Source organism: Synechocystis sp. PCC 7509 (genome assembly GCF_000332075.2).
Lineage (GTDB): Bacteria > Cyanobacteriota > Cyanobacteriia > Cyanobacteriales > Chroococcidiopsidaceae > Aliterella.
The window spans coordinates 216,299-232,780 of sequence record NZ_ALVU02000002.1 but is presented as its reverse complement, the minus strand read 5'-3'; the positions used below and the strand labels follow the sequence as shown (position 1 = coordinate 232,780).

The following is a 16,482-nucleotide window of genomic DNA, read 5'->3' as shown; positions in this document are numbered from 1 at the left end:
AGGACACGTAGCGCAGTTTTTTTTTGTAATTTCATCATGTTTTTGTACTCCAAAACAACTTAGAGAATCTTTTTAGTGAAGTCAAGTTGATACTATTTGTAGCTTTTGGTACTACTAAAGTTTTCCGATGCACTAATCCTGAGATTAACTTATTTGTTTGACTATTATACTTTGCGGGATACAAAGAAGTTGCGTCTGGCAAGTAATCTGGATAATTTTTAACTATACTTTTAGCAGATTCCAAGTATTGCGATTCTATACGGTTCGGTTGGTGCTTGGATATGGAAGGTGGTCTAATTACCTTTCCATGTTGAGTCGGGATTGATAAATTAAAGTTTATCCTTAGTATATAAGGTACTTTACGGGTGTTTTCATTTTCTAACCTGGTGCAACTAATTCGTTCCGCTCTGTAGGTTAAAAAGTGAACAAGGCAACCTGGCTCAATTCGGAAATCGTCAGCCCTAGTCACTATGGCGCTAACAAAACCCCACTGCTTGCTTTCTCCCATACCGACGATTCCGTGCAAGTCATCATCAAACTTGGCGATCGCACACTCCAACCACTTCCCACGCCCATAAGTTTCCATTGACTCATGGTTGTACTGTTCAATTAAGCCTGTAGCGAAACACCCTACCTGCTTATTCAGTCTCAGCAAAAAGGGGCTTTCCGGTAGAGTAATTGATACTTTTCTATCTGGATGAAGTTCTGAACTAAATTCAATTTTCATGGTAGTAGTTTAAATATTAGTAACATTTATCTTTAGTGTTATTACTAATACTTAAAGGTACGATTAAAGTATTAGTCAATCTTCCAAAACAAGTTAGAAAGACCTTTAAGCGAAATAACTTTTGGTATTTCTTGGTTTGCAGTTGCTACTTCTACTTTTGGTAGTAATTCTCGTAACAATTGTTCGTGCCTATTAATTTCTGGAAGCTTTGATAGAATTACAAAAGGGTCGATTTTTGTACCTAAAGGAGTTGGGACTAGACTTAAGTATTCGTCGATAGTTTCGGTGTTGTAATAGCTTTTACTTTTTAGTTGTTCTAGTAACTCCAAAGCTCGGTGGATAAGCTTTATTTCTACCGACTTAGTATCAAGCACTGATGGTTTATAGCCTTTTTGCTTTTTTTGGTTGTGTTGCAAAAACTTAGTGAAGACAGAAAACCCCTGTGGCAGGAGTTGAAATTATGCAACTACCCCAAAGATTTGATAGATAAAGACAAGTCGCTCTTTGATGGCTCCCCTGGGAACACCAATAACTTGTCCTTTTCTAACCATGTTCAGAGTTTCATATCCCCGAATGGTTCTTCTTGCAGTGTTGAAGGAGCCAAATCCCATTCCTGGTTTGACTAATCGTTTTATCCCCCGATGGTCTTGCTCCACAATATTATTGAGATATTTAATCTGTCGTAATTTCACTACTTCGGGTAACTTATTGGCAGCTTTGAGTACGTTAATCGCTTTTGGATAAGCAGGGTTCTTATCCACAGTGATGACTCTTGGTACGGAAGTGTGAATTGCTTTCAATGTCTTACGCAAAAACCGTTTCGCCGCTTTCGCATCCCGCTTCGCTGTGAGGAGGAAGTCTAAGGTGTTCCCTGCCGAATCGACTGCTCGGTATAAATACTTCTGCTTGCCTTTGACCAAAATATAGGTTTCATCTACCCGCCATGAGTCATTAGTAAGCTTTAGATACGGTCTGACTCGTTTGTCCATTTCTGGACTATATTCTTGCACCCAACGGAAGACGGTGCTGTGATGTATATCTAATCCCCGCTCGTTCACCATCTCTGTTACTTGGCGATAGGAAAGCGGATAGCTTAGATACCACCGAACACAACGTAGGATGATTTCTGACTGATAATGCCGCCACTTGAAGGGGGATTTAGAATTCATTAGAGGCCGGTACAATGATTTTCTCTAGCGGAATTATTTCAGCCTACCATTTTTTGCAACACAACCAGTCCAAAAACGCTACAAGCGCTAATCAGAGAGTACAAGTCAAATACTCCCACCTATCAGGAGAAAGTTTACACCGTGATGCGCTCATCATACCTGCATCATTATCGGCGTATGGTACCCCAACTGCTGTCCACTTTAGAATTTTGCTCTAACAACAACACTCACCGCCCAGTAATTTCCGCCTTAAAATTGCTCAAAAGATACCAAAATAGTAATCAACGATATTACGAAGAAGGAGAGGAGATATTTATTGAAGGTGTGCTGAAAAGTGGCTGGCATGGTTTGGTTATAGAAATAATGGAAGATGGACAAGAAAGAGTTAATCGTGCTAACTACGAAATCTGCGTATTACAGACACTACGAGGTAAGCTGCGCTCAAAGGAAATTTGGGTAGTTGGGGCTAAACGCTACTGTAACCCAGAAGAAGACTTGCCCCAAGACTTTGAAGTACATCGAGAAACCTACTACAAGGCTTTAGGGCAACCATTAGATGCTCTCACCTTTATCAGCCAACTCCAGCAGGAAATGACTCAGGCTTTAACAATGCTAGATACTGGAATGCCCAGCAATACTAAAGTCAAAATTCAAAAGCAGAAAAATGGCTGGATTAGCCTCTCCCCTCCAGAAGCACAGCCAGAACCACTCAATCTCTTGCAACTTAAACGTGAGATAGAAAGACGCTGGCCCTTGACCAGTTTGCTAGATATGCTGAAAGAAGCCGACCTGCGGATTGGTTTTACTAATCATTTCAAGAATACGGGTGTGCGCTCTAACCTAGACCGAGAAACCCTACAACGACGATTGTTGTTGTGTTTGTACGGATTGGGTAGCAATACCGGACTCAAGCGTATGTGCGGAGGAATTAATAGTGACTTAGAGTACGATCTGCGTTATGTCAAAAAGCACTATATTCACCGAGAACACTTGCGGAATGCTATTGCAGAAGTTGTAAATGCTACTTTCAATATTCGTAAGGTAGCAATTTGGGGCGAAGGTACGACAGCGTGTGCTAGTGATTCTAAAAAGTTTGGCTCGTGGGATCAAAATTTGATGACAGAGTGGCATATCCGCTACGGCGGTCGGGGGGTGATGATCTACTGGCACGTTGAGAAAAAATCTGCTTGCATCTACTCTCAACTGAAGACTTGCTCTTCTAGTGAAGTGGCAGCAATGATTGAGGGACTCTTACGTCATTGCACTGATATGAAAGTAAAGAAAAACTATGTAGACACTCATGGTCAAAATGAAATTGCCTTTGGCTTCTGCCGTTTACTGGGCTTTGAGTTGATGCCTCGGATCAAGCGCATTGGTTCCCAAAAGTTATATCTACCAAGTGCTGGACAAAGACAAGATTTTCCTAACTTGCAACTTGTCCTTACTAAAGCGATTGATTGGGAACTGATTCGCCAGCAGTATGACCAGATGATTAAATACACTACTGCTTTACGTTTAGGAACGGCGGAAGCCGACACGATTTTGAAACGTTTTAGCCGTTCTTCTCCTCAACATCCGACACAAAAAGCACTTTCTGAGCTAGGTAGAGCGGTTAAAACCATCTTTCTCTGTCACTACCTCAATTCTGAAGCTTTACGGCGTGAGATTAATGAAGGGCTGAATGTGGTGGAAAATTGGAATAGTGCTAATGGGTTTATTTTTTACGGCAAAAATAGTGAAATTGCCACTAACCGCCTGGATGAGCAAGAATTATCGGTTTTATCCCTGCACCTATTGCAAATTAGCCTTGTTTACATCAATACACTGATGATTCAAAGGGTTTTGGCAGAAGCTACTTGGATGAAGCAAATGAGAAAAGAAGATTTCCGGGCGTTATCACCGTTGATTTGGGTACACGTTAACCCTTACGGCACTTTTCGACTGGATATGAACGAGCGATTACAAATTGATGCTGCTAATACTTAATTTTTTTCTGAAACCTAATCTGGGTAAGTTTTTCAACCGTCGCGCGGCGGCAATTTAGCTCTTCGCTACTTTTACCCCAATAAGCTCCACCATAAAGTTTTGAACTTCAGGATGGCAGGGATTCATCCAGACAAAATCATCAGGTACTAATTTTCCTGAATCATCGCGCATTAACTGCCCTAAATCATCTTCTTTAATCCGAATTTTCCCACCATCTTTAGTTCTGGTAATTAAGTCTTTGAATTTGCTTGGATCTTTATCCTCAAGCTTGTCGATAGGCGAGTTAGGAGGAACCATTAAACCGAATTCAAACCAAGGAATTAGTCGAAAGTCTTGTTCTTTTGAAACTTTAACGAGTTCTTCCATAAGCTTTCGGTCTTCAAAATCTTTGTCAGGTTTAACGGCTACACCCATAAAATTCTCAGCAACCTGACTATGGTAAAGGGTATGACCGCTATGCCACACAGCAGGATAAATAGTGTTGAAACCGTGGGACTTTAGCTTTGTCAGCGCCTCTCTAATATTTGTTTCCGATTTGAGAACGTTACTGTCATCAAGCGTCAGCCAAACTCCTCTAACTTCTAAGTCAACCATTGCCTCAATATCTCCAAATAATTAACGATTGGACTTTAGGATACAAGATTTTTTTTAAGCTAGTTCCTCATTGACAATCCGCCGGACGATTTCTGTAACGGCTGCGGCTAAATGAGTATCTCTAGATTTATTCGAGGCTGGAGTCGGACATCGCAGTGCCAAGGCAAATGTTCTCAGCTTAGATGGAGTTATTCGATTATCGACAAACTTTACTAATGCAGCATAGGTCATGGAACTATTACCCCAACCTACTTTAGAGATAATAACTGGTTTACTAATTACATTAACTATCCCTAAAGTTTCTAGTGCCACATCTACATAACGGGCAGTATCATTGCCCATAGCTCTAACTACACTTTCTAAACTTTTCCATTGGGCTGATGGTAATTTAGCAGTATTTGGTAAGTGTAAGTGCCATCCTAGCATTGAAATTAAACGTACTAAGTCGTAAGCAGAGACTGAATTGTTGCCAGTAGCACCTATACCACCAGAGGATAAAACAAAGTTTCCACTCGTAGTATCTTTGACTTTTGGATCGGCAATCAATGGATCTTCGCCATATCCTCCACGAAATTCAATCCCACTATTAACGTCAGTTCGGGTTAAGCAGAAGGCAGCAAATTATGGATGGTAGCAATACTTGGCTTCTTTGGTTGATGGCAATAAGCAATCAATCCACAGAGGATGTTGACAAAGCAGTTGACTGGCGAACGATGCCTTGAATGCTCTATCTGGGAGATATTTTTTAATTGGTCGATAATAGTTTCGATCACTGCACGTTTACGTAATAGCAGTCGTTCGCCTAGAGGCATTAAACGCTGCTTCATGTTGCGCTTGAGCTTAGTTATAAGTTGGATGCCAGCACTTTTCCACAAATCTTTGGCAAGTTGTAGAGAAATGTAGCCTTTATCTGCAAACACTTTACCGAAAAGTTGTTGTAGCAATTTAGGAACAGGTTTACGGTCGTCAATATTGCCTGGAGTTATTTGACAGTTAAGTAACTCACCTTTGTCATTGACGACCAAATGTAGTTTAAAACCAAAAAACCAATCTACCGAGGTCTTGCCACGAGCAGCAAGATTTTGAAATACTTGATGCTGATGGATGCGCTTATTGTGACAGACCCGGAGGCTAGTGGAGTCCATGAAACTGATCCCACTACAAGCGCCAAAACGAGAACGTAGATAGGCGCATAAGGGTATTAAAATGCTAGGGAGCCATTCCACAAACCGATTGTAGCTTACAAGTCTGGGAAAATAAGCCTGCCAATGTTTTTGCACCTTTTCCAAGTAGTAAGTTTTAAAATTCCGGTAACAAGACTGATGAAAGCTAATCACAATCGTCATGATTTCGCTCAAGCATAGGGTACGTGAACGTTTGCGCTTTCTTAAATTATGACTGAGCAATTGCTGCTCCCACCGTGGTTCAAAGATTTGGCAAAAATCATCGACGGAGCAGAATAGGTCTTCTAAACTAAGCATAAGGCATCCAGGTAGATTGATTAGTTGGTACTTTCAGACTACCTGTTTTGCCCCTTTTTTAGCTTTTTCCTTATCCCGAACTGACGTACTATTACCTGTTTGATCTACGATCCATTGTTCTAGGATTGGGCGTTTAGTGAAGCGTTTAAACATAGCACCAATGGCGTTGGATGAACCAAATTCCCACTTGTAAGTTACCATGTCCCTAACTAAAGCATTAAAACGAAATCTTGGGGATTCAATGACACAATCATCAACATCCGTATTGATAGAGTTACTATTGATTTGACAAACAGCATTTAAAACACCAATAAATTTAGTAGTGCTAAGAAACTGTTCTGGTTCAAATGCATTTTTCCCTAACCAGTGAGCTTTAATATCACTACCTCTACCAGCGAAACTACCTACACAAACACAGGCATTACTGATATTACTAGAAAGAAAGTTTAAGCCTGTATTATCAATATTTGGTTTATCTCCGGTATCGGGATAATCATTAAAATTAACTGTGACACCAGTAGACAGAGTAAAGCTGTCTCCATAGGAAATAACAGAACTACCATCAGGTTTTTGTTCTAAATAAGCTGGATAGTCATTGATAAATTTCTGGAAAGGTGACTTGCTTGTTGTTCTGGCAACAAATGCAGCAGCTTCTGTATTTGGATTGACAATTATGGAAGCAGTTTGAATTTTTGTCAGCTTTTCTAAAGTAAACGAGGTATTTTTAGCTTCATCTAAAATAGAATCTACTTTTAGAGTTTCCAGTAGCTTTTTGGCTACACCTAGATTGATAGCAACAGTATCTGATGGTACAGTAACACTACCAACTGTTCCACAGAAATTAATTAATCCTTTCCAAGAAAAGCTGCTGACACCGCCTAAATCGCCATCAATCCATCCACCTCCAGGGTAAAATCCTAAAGCACTTAGTTTAGTTTGAATTTCCATTACTAAAGCTTTATCGGCTTTTAATTGAGTGCGTGTCAATGATGAATTATTAGTAATAACATCTTGTAAAGTCGACATGATTTCAATCTTCCAGTTTAATTAAAAATTGTTTCTCAGAACACCATAAACATTGTTAACTGGTCTGAGAAAACCACTAGCATTCAATGGGTATGCAGCTATTGATACTGACTGGTTAACATTACCCCCAAGAGTACGAACTTCTGTATCCCGAATTTCTACTACAATGTCACAGTGACTCTTAAATCCTCCACTTGGGAGCGCATCAATGGAAGTAATGGGGTTCTCTCGCCAACGGCAGACTAAATCACCCAATTGAGGTTTATGATCGTTAATTTTAAATCCCCAAAAAGGTGCAGTGGTAACATTTGACTTGCGTTTATCAACTGCATCATAAACGTATGTAGAGTGAGCCGGAGCAAATTTGAAATCGTTATAACGGTGATGCATCAAATTAATGTGGGATAGGTAGCAATATCATGCCAACTCCACGCTCTCGTTGCTAATCCGGCTCGTTGTGCAGCAGTTGTTTTGAATCGGCTATGCTGCCAAATCCAGTTGAAGTAACTCACCACTAATCGAGTTGTCACTTTTGTCTGTTCCCACACCTTACCAAACTTGTTCTGTCGTCGATGCCATCTTCCGGTTTGTTGTCGCACAGTACCATTAGTACGTTCTAATCGCTGCGTTTTGTCTTTGCCAATGTAGTGGTGAATTTCAGGAGGTAGAACTCGCTCATACCCGCCCCAAGCATCACTGTTAAATTGCTTGCAATTTGTTTTTCCCTCGGTGTTGAGGACTAACTGACCAATCAGTTCATCAGTGTGTTTGCCAACTCGCGCCGCCAGAATTAAGCCACTTGAATCGGCAAGACTCAGACCGATCCAACAATCCCCGACTTCTAGTTCTTGAGCGCAACACTGTTTCTGTTTTTTGAGACAAATGACCACATCTCATCGGCACTTACCTCCTCTGTTTGTACAGCTTGGACTTCGGCATTGTGAACCAATTGGGCTTTTTGACTGGCAGCGCGAACAATACTCACAACTGTGTTGTAGGCAAGCCCAGTTGTTCTACTAATCCCTCGTAAACTACTGCCCTCACTATGTGCTTGCAACACTTGGCGAATTTGTTCAGGACTAATATGTCGACGATAGTACAAACTGTCGAAGGATTCCGAGAACGTTTGATGGCAAGCGGGACACAGGTAACGTTGATGTCCGTTCGGCATCTTGCCATGTTTATGGGCTTTAATGTGACCACACAGAGGACAATCCATAGAGATGCTTCGAGTTTAAAACCACCCTGTCACTATATCATCCCACATTGAATTGACGCACTACCGTTATAACCAGCAGCACGAGCAACAAAAGAAATAAAAGCTGCTGACCAAGGTTGATCTCGATCCCTGCCAGTAAAACTTGAGCCAATTTTTGACCAATACTCTCCCACATATTTATATTGAGGATCTTGATTTTCTAATTTATCTCCACGTTCAAATCGCAGCCATTCTTTAACTGCGGCACTAATTAGTGCCTCTTTAGCTGCGCTTACAGGTTGACGTAGAAAGGCTGCACTAGCAAACCCTGTTAAAGTGTTACCGTTAACTACTGTTTTAACTTCCCAAAATCTATCGGTTGGATTGCCATTTACAACTTCTACCTCTTGGGCAAGTGGTAAAGCGGTAATAATATTGCCATCTTTGATCTCTGGGGAATTGCGAAGATTCAGACTATCAGTTTTAACTTTTAATGTTGCCATGATTATTCACCTTGAAAGAATTGTGTTTACAAGAGTTAAACTATCAGCTTTGATTGGAAGGCCAGCACATTAATAGCAGCAGTGGTCAACCAAATACCACGAATTTTATTAGGATTATCCTGCTTGTGCTACCGCCTCCCAAATGGCAGATTTGACATCTTCAGTTGCGGTATAAAAATGCCTACTAGCAATTCCTTGTTTTTTAGCTTCTTCTGCATATTTATCTATTTGTGCTGCTGTGGAAAATTCTAGTTCCCCTGCCATTGAGACAATCTTGTTTCTAGGCGCACCTATTGCATCCCAATCATCAAGTGATTGACGATAGTTTTTTTCCGGCTCTCCACCATTAATCAGCCCATCAGCAGACTTCTAGTAAGCTTGAGGAAGAAATACAGGCGTTGCTGAATTCAGATATAATTTCGCCCTCCTAGCCCCCAATTTTGGGGAACCGATTATCAAAGTCCTTTATAGTTGGGGAATTTAAGGGGCAAGGCAAGAATCATGACAGCAATTCATACTTCGGTTCAGCAACGCCGAAATACATTAGAGTGGCTGTAATTAAGTTCAAGGACAACCGACTGATTCTGCACTTAGATTATTAGCATCTAATGTTTTAACCAGCACAGTAATGGTTGTTTCTGGCATTCCTCCAGTAGCGACTAATAGGGTTTGTCCGTCTTCTTCTGCTAACGCTACTGTGCAAGTTTGCCAAACCCCATCCCCATTTTTTTCAATTTTGGGAATGATAGATATTACTCGCTCCCAAACAACATCTAAAGAAATAACCCCCTGTCCTTTAGCATCTAAAGGCACCGTTACCAGATAAGTAGTTAGGACAAGATTATCAATTTCGACTTCTATCTCAGAAGGGAGGAGCAAAGCAAAGGCTTCTAGTTCAGGCTCTAATGACTCCAAAATCCCGCCCATGACGATTTCTACCTCGGCTCGCGTGTAACCTGGATCCCAGTGATCGTTCTCAGGCACATGAGAATGTCCATAATGTCCACCTTTAGTATCCCAATTCGTCCTATTTCGATTATGTCCTCCCGGATCTCTTGCTCCAAACCGGGGAAATCCATTAGGCCATACTTTGGGAATCCCATGAGTAGTTTCTATCCAACGGCAGAGTCGCTCTACATTTGCTAAGGTTTCTCGATCTTTAGGGCGACCAGCAAAACCCACCACTTCAATTTGTACCGCAGAATCTCTGTTAGTTTGTACGCCGCCATCTAAATTTTCCAACGACCGAGCACCAGCCCCTGTATCAATATGTTGATAAATAGTGGTTGCATCTACAGTGAAATGAGGATCTGAACGATTATCTCGATATGCTCTCATAGCATCAGATGCTTTAAAACCTTCTGTGGTGTGATGAACGATTTTGAAAGGACCACCTAAATAAGAACCGCTAGAACCTGTTATCGGTTTCCAAACAGCAAAAGGACAACGAGCCATGTTATTTCTCCTTGCTTAAATTTATTGTTCTTCAATCAAAGCCTTTAAGGAAATCAGTCCTAAGCCCTGTGTGTTAGCATCCACGTTTTGAAATGCTGTACAAGCTCTTAGAAGCAAATCTCTCTGCTCGTCTGGTGATAAGTCTGGTACTTTTTCTAAAAGCAGTGCTAATAGTCCTGTCACGTGCGGAGCCGCAAAGCTAGTACCATATACACCTTGATTACCAAATCCGCCTCCCACTAGGCAACTGAAAACACTATCGCTCTCAGTACCACCTGGAGCTACAAAATGTGGGCGCTTTAAGCCGCCCTGTAGCGATCCCCTGCTGCTATAGTCCTGCACACCGATACCGTTTCGGTCTGTAGCTCCTACAACGATAATGCCGTCCGCCTGACCTGGGTTTGTCACGGTGCCGGAACCAGGACCTCGATTACCAGCACTTTTGACAATGGTCATACCAAGAGACCAGGCTTTGTTGCACGCCAGGACTTCGCGGGTTTCACCATTAGCTAGTCCTACCCCCCAAGAGCAGTTGGCAATGTGAACTCCATCTTCGAGTGCCTGTTGGAGCGCCAGTGAGCCTTCAAAGTTGTTCGCGTTTAAACTCCTGTTAGTTGCTAGCACCTTGTAGTTGTAAACTGTTGCCTCTGGTGCCATGCCAATTAAATCTGCATGGTTAGCGGCAGCAATACCAGCGACAGCAGTGCCGTGTTTATCTGGAGAACCCCAAGGCTCTTGAGTATAATTTTGTCTATGAATGACTCGATGCTGGAATGCAGGGTGACTTATGGCTACTTCTGAGTCAATAATCGCAATAACGATCCCACGTCCTGTAAGCTCATACTTTTCCCGGTATTGAACCGCTCCAACGGTAGAGCCAGTCACCATCACCTCTGCCTCCAACCGACGCGGCAGGTCTACCTTGGCGATTTTTGGGTCTGCCACCACCTCAGCTAGCACTGTAGGGTCAGCAAGGGTGCGGAGCGACTGATTTAGCCAGCAGACTTGGGTTAGAGAAGACGGTTCTCTCAGTGCTTCAGAGTGCAAGGCAAACAGCCGTTCAATGTGGCGTTCTAGTTCAGCAGTAATCGGGCTAACGGATTTTAAAACCTGCTCTCGTTCAGCAGCAACTCTAGTCTGGCGCAATCCAGTATATAGCCGTAGTTGCTCTTGCTGGGATAGATTTAACTGGGCTAGTGACTCTTTGATTGGTTCCCATGTCAGCATTCTTTGTGGTTGAGCAGCTTCAAGGATTTCGCCATTTGCCTGGTCTTCTGTGGCGAACTCAATGATGGAACTCAAGAGTGAAATAGAGCTAGGGAAAGCTTCGGCAGCAGCAAACGCAGATGGACTTGCGTGTGTCAGACAGAACTCGTCACTGGCTTTTTCGGCAAGCAAAGAGCCATATTGAGTGCGAATCCTAGCACGTGCTTCCTGGATGATTTGTCGTTGTTCTGATGATTCCATAGTAGTTTCCTAGGTGGTGTTCTCGATCTGTGACTTAGCTCTAAATCGATAAACCAAACTCATAACAGTTAACGAATAAGCCAATTACTAAATCATGCATCTCTTCTAACTTAGAGAAACAAATAGTCTTCCTGGCTAATCGCTTAATCCTCGTCCTCAGATTTAGATGTTTACGCTCAATCCTCTGAGTGTTTTTCTTCCCAACTTCATGCTTGTCTTCCGGCAAGTTGCGTTCATAAGCTCCCCAACCATCCGTACAATATCTCTTGATACCAAACGGCTCTAACAGTTCTTTCAGCTTGAGAAAAACTTCATCTTTTCGTCTGCCGAAAACATATGCTAGAACTTTCCCTGTACTGCGGTCTATCGCATGCCATAGCCATCGAGGATTTTTCTTATTGCCTACAAAGCTCCACATCTCGTCTAACTCAGATGATTTGATTCCTGGCTCTGGCTCCTTTTCTTCTTCGACCTTGTAGATTTCTACTTCTACCTGCTCTGGTCGAATAGTCTTTAACAATTTCTGATTAACTGCTTGCAAATGCGGCTTCTTTTTCTTTAATTCTCGAATCACCGTAGAGGGGCTGACATGAAGTACCCGCGCAATATCTCTGACTCCACTACCATTGATGCTCATCTCGACAATTTGGTGCTTGACACTTCGCTTTCGTCCCGGATGACTGTTGTCGAGGATAAAAGTGCGTCGCAGACATTCAGAATTATTACAGGCGTAGCGCTTCTTGCCTTCGGTAGATTTGCCATGTTTAGAGACATCAGTAGAGTGGCAATCAGGACATTGAACAGCAAGCCAAACAGTCATGTAACCTCATAGAATACTTAACCCCACTTTAGCAGTTTGTCTCTATTCCTAACAAGGTTTCTACAGATTGAGAACACCACCGTTTCCTATACTAAAAATTAAGTTCTACTTGATACTCTCATCAGAACCCAACGTGCCAGATAACAAGCCCTCCTTCCCGTTGCAAGAACTGGCGTGGACTAAGCGCTGTGATGGCAGATGTGGGGCAACTATTTGGTTTCACATCAAAGGCACGACCTGATAGATGCTTTGAAATACCCATTCGCTGTGCCTCCGGCATAGCATTCATTAGATCGGTGAGACCCCTAGCAATTTCATCCACTGTGTCAGCATTTGGATGAGAATTTACCCACTGCTGTAGCGATCGGATAGCTGTAGTACTGCGGTAGGTTTGCTCAATCCACCTCCTGTTGACAACAACATTACCTGCCATAGCCCGCGCTTGTCTGGCAATGTCTCGCCGCCCGCTAGTAAAAATTACACCTGGCGCTCGTCGGCGTAGCTCTCGTGCTTTGTCTGCCACGTCAGAATCGAGGTTTAGGCGATCAATATCTGAAGAACCTGCTTCCGAGATGTCTTCCGTGTCAAGATTCATTCCCTCTTCGTGAAATGGATCTACATCCTGCTCCTCTTCTTCGTAGACTGAGTTCTGAGCCGCGTCTAAATTGTCCATTGCCTTTCATCCTTTGGCATTTATATGTAAGTCTTCAAAGGAAGAATAAGCATTTCCAGAAAGAAGCGGATTTTTCCGTATTTTCTACATATAAGTTAATAACATCGGTTTTAGAGCCTCCTTTGCTAAATTAGTCACGTTCAATAGTTTTCGGAATGTCTAGTGCTGACACAACATCAAGTTCGGAGAGTTGCTTCAAACCGTAGGCAGGTATGTATGCTCGTAGCGTTTGGTTGAGCCATCCTCTACCAATTACTGTGCCTCCTACTTGATGAATAACTTGTTCAATCGGCGCTGTATTTTCGTTGAAGGCTTCTTTCAAGGTTGTAATTTTCTGTTGTCTTGACTGTCCCTCTTGGATCTGCTGGATTGGTAAGGTTAACTCCAGAACAACATCAAGGGGTTCACTTGTATCAAGCTTTTGCAAATGAGCAGCTAGGTTAGGTGAGATTTTGGAAGACACTGTATTTACACAAATATTATTTGTTTTTTATGTGTACCTCGATTGTAACTGGAGTTCTAGCTAAAAAAACTACTACTCACTACCCATCTCCATTAGACTATGGCAAACAGTGTATTGTCCAAGTCATAGCTTAACTTAGGGTATGTTGCAAAAATACAAAAGGTAAATTCAGTAGTGTAATAGCTTTATCGTTTGCTTTTAAAATGCGTTCGAGCGATTGAGAGCAGCCGCTATTTTGCATAAAGCCGATGATGAACTTTCTGAAACTGAGTTATTTTGGCTTCCGCAAAAAACCAGCTTTTAAGTTAAAGAGATCGGGAGTTGGGTATTAAATTACACAAAAATTCATCTAACTATTCTAAGCAGTTAGGGTGTGGTCAAAACCTGTTGGTAGGCATTGAAGTTTAACCGAGCAAAAAAAGGAAGTTTGTTGCAATGCAAGCTTTGTGGCGAATTACTCATTCACACCTCCCCTTCGCAACTAACTACTTTTGACCACACCCGTCCAGACTTCCAGCAAAATCCAGACCTGGAAATAAGAAAATTTGTAGATTTTCTGGGATTGCTACAGCAGATCGAAAGCGATCGCAATGGCAACGAGCCATCTAGCAATCCTTTTGCTCTAAATCCTATGAGGAACAGTGGGAACCAGAGGGAGCTAGTTACTACAATGGCGAATTAATCCTACAGCCTAAGCAGCAAAAGACAAGAGAGGAACAGTTGTGGCTGTTAGATAATCACCCGCTTTTTACTAGCGTTTATCCTGAGTGCAAGGACCATTTCCCACAAGTGAATTTTCACCTCGTTCATTTTGATTGTCCAAGTTGCGGATGGGTAGATGATTCAGTGTAAGCTCATCAGCAATAGTGCAAAAGCTTTCTTAATTAATTGGTGGCGATCGCATCGTACCCGCGCCAGCTTCTCACGGTTCAAAAGCGCCGTAGTTAGCAGACAACAAGAACTGAGTCAATAAAAGACCCTCCTACGCGACATTGCATTAAGAGGGTAAAAGTTGAATCAAGTGTGAGGAGCAAGCATTACTAAAGCTCATATAAATAGTTAAGCACTTGAGTATTACAGCCCTATGGCAGACAGGACACAATGTTGTGACGGTAGCTGCCCAGCTTGTAACTAGCAAGATGACTTAATCTAAATCGCTAAAGTTATGTATCAAATGATCTATTTTATGGGCTGTCACTTAAAACAATTTGCAAATATTTTTAGTTCAAAATAAGAAAAGCGATCTCCTTCTAATTTTCCTAAAAACTAAAACTGCAAAAGAAATTACGCTAGGAGATTATAGGAAACTTTGCATTTTGTACTGAGGGGAAAACATGACCAATGGAGTATGGGTTCTCGGCGACCAACTTTGGACTGAACAATCAGCACTTGCTAATTGTGCTGAAGAAAAATCGCAGAGCCAAGTAATTTTCATCGAGTCACTTCACCATGCCCAAGAACTGCCCTACCACTTACAAAAGTTGGTATTAGTCTGGTCCGCTATGCGCCACTTCGCGCAAGAATTGGAGCAAGCAGGTTGGAGTGTTACCTACAAGATCGCCGAAGATTTTCACTCTCCCTTAATAGAGTGGATTGAGCAAAACAAAATAACCGAGTTACGGGTAATGACTCCAAGCGATCGCCCGTTTGCAAAACTAATTGCTAGACTCAATCTTCCATGTCCAGTGACTTTCACGCCCAACAATCGATTTATCTGGAGCGACCTAGACTTTCACGATTGGGCATCTAAGCGCAAGCATTTGATTATGGAAGACTTTTACCGAGAGGGACGGCAGCGCTTTGACATTTTGATGGTAGGTAATCAACCTGCGGGAGGGCGGTGGAATTTTGACCGCGACAATCGCAAACCGCCCAAGGGCAAGCTGACGATACCCGAAGCTCTTTGGTTTGAACCAGATGACATAACAACCGATGTCATTAATTCATTGAATTCGGCAGCCTTCAAGAGCAGTCACGAGTATTGGCAACTACAGCCTTTTCGCTGGGGAGTGACAAGGCAACAAGCCCTCCAAGTGTTGGAGTTTTTTATCCAAACCCGCTTGTCCGATTTTGGTCCCTACCAAGACGCGATGGTGACAAAAGAACAGACAATGTGGCACGCCATGCTCTCCCCTTACCTCAATTTAGGCTTAATACACCCGTTAGAAGTCGTTGAAGCAGCACAGCAAGCTTATTCCCAAAATCAACAGTGGGAACTAAGCAGTGTCGAAGGATTTATCCGTCAGGTACTCGGCTGGCGCGAGTATATGCACGGTATCTACATCTACATGGGCGAGGATTATCCAGAACGCAACTGGTTCAACCATACCCAGCCTCTACCTGATTTTTATTGGACAGGTCAGACGCAGATGAATTGCCTGCATCAAATACTGACGCAAGTTAAAGAAATTGGCTACGCCCATCACATTCAGCGATTAATGGTGCTAAACAACTTCGGCTTGATTGCAGGAATTTCACCTCAAGAACTTGAAGACTGGTTTCATGCTGCATTTATCGATGCTTACGACTGGGTAATGCAAACCAATGTAATTGGCATGGGACAATTTGCTGATGGAGGAGCAATCGCTTCTAAGCCTTATGCTGCTTCTGCTAACTATATCAACAACATGAGTGATTATTGCAAGCACTGTATCTATAACCCGCGCAGTCGCACTGGAGATAATGCTTGTCCCTTCAACTTCTTTTATTGGGACTTCCTAGCACGTCATTATGACAAGCTCAAGAACAATCATCGGATGTCGTTAATTTTGCGGAATCTGGAACGCATACCACCAGAAGAATTACAGCAGATACGCCAACTAGCAGCCGCTTGGCATGAAGCTTAAGTAACTTAAGAATAAGCTGCTAATATCAACTTATGGACAGAATAAATAGCAAAAGTCTGGAGTTTTATCCTGCT

19 protein-coding genes and 1 pseudogene are annotated in these 16,482 nt (G+C 42.3%); 4 read left to right on the top strand and 16 right to left on the bottom strand.

All coding sequences use genetic code 11. From position 1 onward, the window contains the following. Nucleotides 1-34: 34 nt before the first annotated feature. The 3 genes from SYN7509_RS0222265 to SYN7509_RS0222255 form a co-directional block, all read right to left on the bottom strand. Nucleotides 35-727, bottom strand: a complete 693-nt coding sequence (locus tag SYN7509_RS0222265; protein WP_009630143.1) for a hypothetical protein — start codon at nt 725-727, stop codon at nt 35-37. A 71-nt stretch (nt 728-798) separates the two neighbouring features. Continuing rightward, nucleotides 799-1,101 (bottom strand): hypothetical protein, encoded by a 303-nt coding sequence (locus tag SYN7509_RS0222260; protein WP_009630141.1) that lies wholly within the window; start codon nt 1,099-1,101, stop codon nt 799-801. An 84-nt stretch (nt 1,102-1,185) separates the two neighbouring features. After that, on the bottom strand, nt 1,186-1,896 hold the full coding sequence (locus SYN7509_RS0222255; protein ID WP_028954484.1) for an IS6 family transposase: 711 nt from the start codon (nt 1,894-1,896) through the stop codon (nt 1,186-1,188). Between the two features lie 66 nt (nt 1,897-1,962). Between SYN7509_RS0222255 and SYN7509_RS26830 the strand changes: the two are divergent. Continuing rightward, a pseudogene (locus SYN7509_RS26830) lies at nt 1,963-3,882 on the top strand (Tn3 family transposase); the annotation flags it as partial. A 54-nt stretch (nt 3,883-3,936) separates the two neighbouring features. Here SYN7509_RS26830 and SYN7509_RS0222245 read toward each other — a convergent pair. The 13 genes from SYN7509_RS0222245 to SYN7509_RS0222185 all read right to left on the bottom strand — a co-directional run bounded on the left by SYN7509_RS0222245 (nt 3,937) and on the right by SYN7509_RS0222185 (nt 13,562). Then, a complete protein-coding gene (locus tag SYN7509_RS0222245) occupies nt 3,937-4,476 on the bottom strand; it encodes a family 10 glycosylhydrolase (protein ID WP_009629930.1) in 540 nt (179 codons plus the stop codon). Nucleotides 4,477-4,530: 54 nt separating this feature from the next. Continuing rightward, nucleotides 4,531-5,022: a hypothetical protein gene (locus SYN7509_RS26825; protein ID WP_009629931.1), complete on the bottom strand. Its 492-nt coding sequence runs from the start codon at nt 5,020-5,022 to the stop codon at nt 4,531-4,533. A 56-nt stretch (nt 5,023-5,078) separates the two neighbouring features. Further along, nucleotides 5,079-5,957: an IS982 family transposase gene (locus SYN7509_RS0222235; protein WP_028954517.1), complete on the bottom strand. Its 879-nt coding sequence runs from the start codon at nt 5,955-5,957 to the stop codon at nt 5,079-5,081. Between the two features lie 33 nt (nt 5,958-5,990). Further along, nucleotides 5,991-6,983: a hypothetical protein gene (locus SYN7509_RS26820; protein WP_009629871.1), complete on the bottom strand. Its 993-nt coding sequence runs from the start codon at nt 6,981-6,983 to the stop codon at nt 5,991-5,993. A gap of 21 nt (nt 6,984-7,004) precedes the next feature. Then, nucleotides 7,005-7,373, bottom strand: a complete 369-nt coding sequence (locus SYN7509_RS26815) for a DUF2272 domain-containing protein (protein ID WP_009629872.1) — start codon at nt 7,371-7,373, stop codon at nt 7,005-7,007. Then, nucleotides 7,373-8,202, bottom strand: a protein-coding gene (locus SYN7509_RS29365; RefSeq protein WP_148297933.1) for an IS1 family transposase whose coding sequence is annotated in 2 segments (ribosomal slippage) — nt 7,373-7,858 and nt 7,861-8,202 — 828 coding nt in all. Because the reading frame shifts where the segments join, the coding sequence is not laid out codon by codon here. Before SYN7509_RS29365 ends, SYN7509_RS26815 begins: the two co-directional genes overlap by 1 nt. 32 nt (nt 8,203-8,234) lie before the next feature. After that, nucleotides 8,235-8,684, bottom strand: coding sequence for a C40 family peptidase (locus SYN7509_RS26810; RefSeq protein ID WP_009629938.1), 450 nt, complete (start codon nt 8,682-8,684; stop codon nt 8,235-8,237). 114 nt (nt 8,685-8,798) lie between these two features. After that, nucleotides 8,799-8,948, bottom strand: a complete 150-nt coding sequence (locus SYN7509_RS30300) for a hypothetical protein (protein ID WP_009629937.1) — start codon at nt 8,946-8,948, stop codon at nt 8,799-8,801. Between the two features lie 300 nt (nt 8,949-9,248). Next, entirely contained in the window at nt 9,249-10,139 is an 891-nt protein-coding gene (locus SYN7509_RS27885) for a peptidoglycan recognition protein family protein (RefSeq protein ID WP_009629936.1), read from the bottom strand. Nucleotides 10,140-10,160: 21 nt separating this feature from the next. Continuing rightward, nucleotides 10,161-11,606 (bottom strand): S8 family peptidase, encoded by a 1,446-nt coding sequence (locus SYN7509_RS0222200; protein WP_009629935.1) that lies wholly within the window; start codon nt 11,604-11,606, stop codon nt 10,161-10,163. A gap of 40 nt (nt 11,607-11,646) precedes the next feature. Continuing rightward, nucleotides 11,647-12,426 carry an IS1 family transposase gene (locus SYN7509_RS28830; RefSeq protein WP_009630072.1) on the bottom strand — a complete coding sequence of 260 codons (780 nt, stop codon included), beginning with the start codon at nt 12,424-12,426 and terminating at the stop codon, nt 11,647-11,649. Nucleotides 12,427-12,547: 121 nt separating this feature from the next. Then, entirely contained in the window at nt 12,548-13,099 is a 552-nt protein-coding gene (locus tag SYN7509_RS0222190; protein ID WP_009630104.1) for a hypothetical protein, read from the bottom strand. Between the two features lie 130 nt (nt 13,100-13,229). Continuing rightward, nucleotides 13,230-13,562 (bottom strand): hypothetical protein, encoded by a 333-nt coding sequence (locus SYN7509_RS0222185; RefSeq protein ID WP_009630103.1) that lies wholly within the window; start codon nt 13,560-13,562, stop codon nt 13,230-13,232. A 430-nt stretch (nt 13,563-13,992) separates the two neighbouring features. Here SYN7509_RS0222185 and SYN7509_RS0222180 point away from each other — a divergent pair, with 430 nt between their 5' ends. The 3 genes from SYN7509_RS0222180 (at nt 13,993) to SYN7509_RS0222175 (ending at nt 16,408) form a co-directional block, all read left to right on the top strand. Then, nucleotides 13,993-14,244 (top strand): hypothetical protein, encoded by a 252-nt coding sequence (locus SYN7509_RS0222180; RefSeq protein ID WP_148298165.1) that lies wholly within the window; start codon nt 13,993-13,995, stop codon nt 14,242-14,244. Nucleotides 14,245-14,400: 156 nt separating this feature from the next. After that, nucleotides 14,401-14,535: a hypothetical protein gene (locus SYN7509_RS31475; protein ID WP_255327336.1), complete on the top strand. Its 135-nt coding sequence runs from the start codon at nt 14,401-14,403 to the stop codon at nt 14,533-14,535. A 361-nt stretch (nt 14,536-14,896) separates the two neighbouring features. Then, entirely contained in the window at nt 14,897-16,408 is a 1,512-nt protein-coding gene (locus SYN7509_RS0222175; RefSeq protein WP_009630101.1) for a cryptochrome/photolyase family protein, read from the top strand. Nucleotides 16,409-16,482: the final 74 nt, after the last annotated feature.

Coding starts and splice junctions, on each gene's coding strand:
- SYN7509_RS0222265 (WP_009630143.1), bottom strand. CDS start 727: ATGAAAATTGAATTTAGTTCAGAACTTCATCCAGATAGAAAAGTATCA.
- SYN7509_RS0222255 (WP_028954484.1), bottom strand. CDS start 1,896: ATGAATTCTAAATCCCCCTTCAAGTGGCGGCATTATCAGTCAGAAATC.
- SYN7509_RS0222245 (WP_009629930.1), bottom strand. CDS start 4,476: ATGGTTGACTTAGAAGTTAGAGGAGTTTGGCTGACGCTTGATGACAGT.
- SYN7509_RS0222235 (WP_028954517.1), bottom strand. CDS start 5,957: ATGCTTAGTTTAGAAGACCTATTCTGCTCCGTCGATGATTTTTGCCAA.
- SYN7509_RS26820 (WP_009629871.1), bottom strand. CDS start 6,983: ATGTCGACTTTACAAGATGTTATTACTAATAATTCATCATTGACACGC.
- SYN7509_RS26815 (WP_009629872.1), bottom strand. CDS start 7,373: ATGCATCACCGTTATAACGATTTCAAATTTGCTCCGGCTCACTCTACA.
- SYN7509_RS26810 (WP_009629938.1), bottom strand. CDS start 8,684: ATGGCAACATTAAAAGTTAAAACTGATAGTCTGAATCTTCGCAATTCC.
- SYN7509_RS30300 (WP_009629937.1), bottom strand. CDS start 8,948: ATGGCAGGGGAACTAGAATTTTCCACAGCAGCACAAATAGATAAATAT.
- SYN7509_RS27885 (WP_009629936.1), bottom strand. CDS start 10,139: ATGGCTCGTTGTCCTTTTGCTGTTTGGAAACCGATAACAGGTTCTAGC.
- SYN7509_RS0222200 (WP_009629935.1), bottom strand. CDS start 11,606: ATGGAATCATCAGAACAACGACAAATCATCCAGGAAGCACGTGCTAGG.
- SYN7509_RS28830 (WP_009630072.1), bottom strand. CDS start 12,426: ATGACTGTTTGGCTTGCTGTTCAATGTCCTGATTGCCACTCTACTGAT.
- SYN7509_RS0222190 (WP_009630104.1), bottom strand. CDS start 13,099: ATGGACAATTTAGACGCGGCTCAGAACTCAGTCTACGAAGAAGAGGAG.
- SYN7509_RS31475 (WP_255327336.1), top strand. CDS start 14,401: ATGATTCAGTGTAAGCTCATCAGCAATAGTGCAAAAGCTTTCTTAATT.
- SYN7509_RS0222175 (WP_009630101.1), top strand. CDS start 14,897: ATGACCAATGGAGTATGGGTTCTCGGCGACCAACTTTGGACTGAACAA.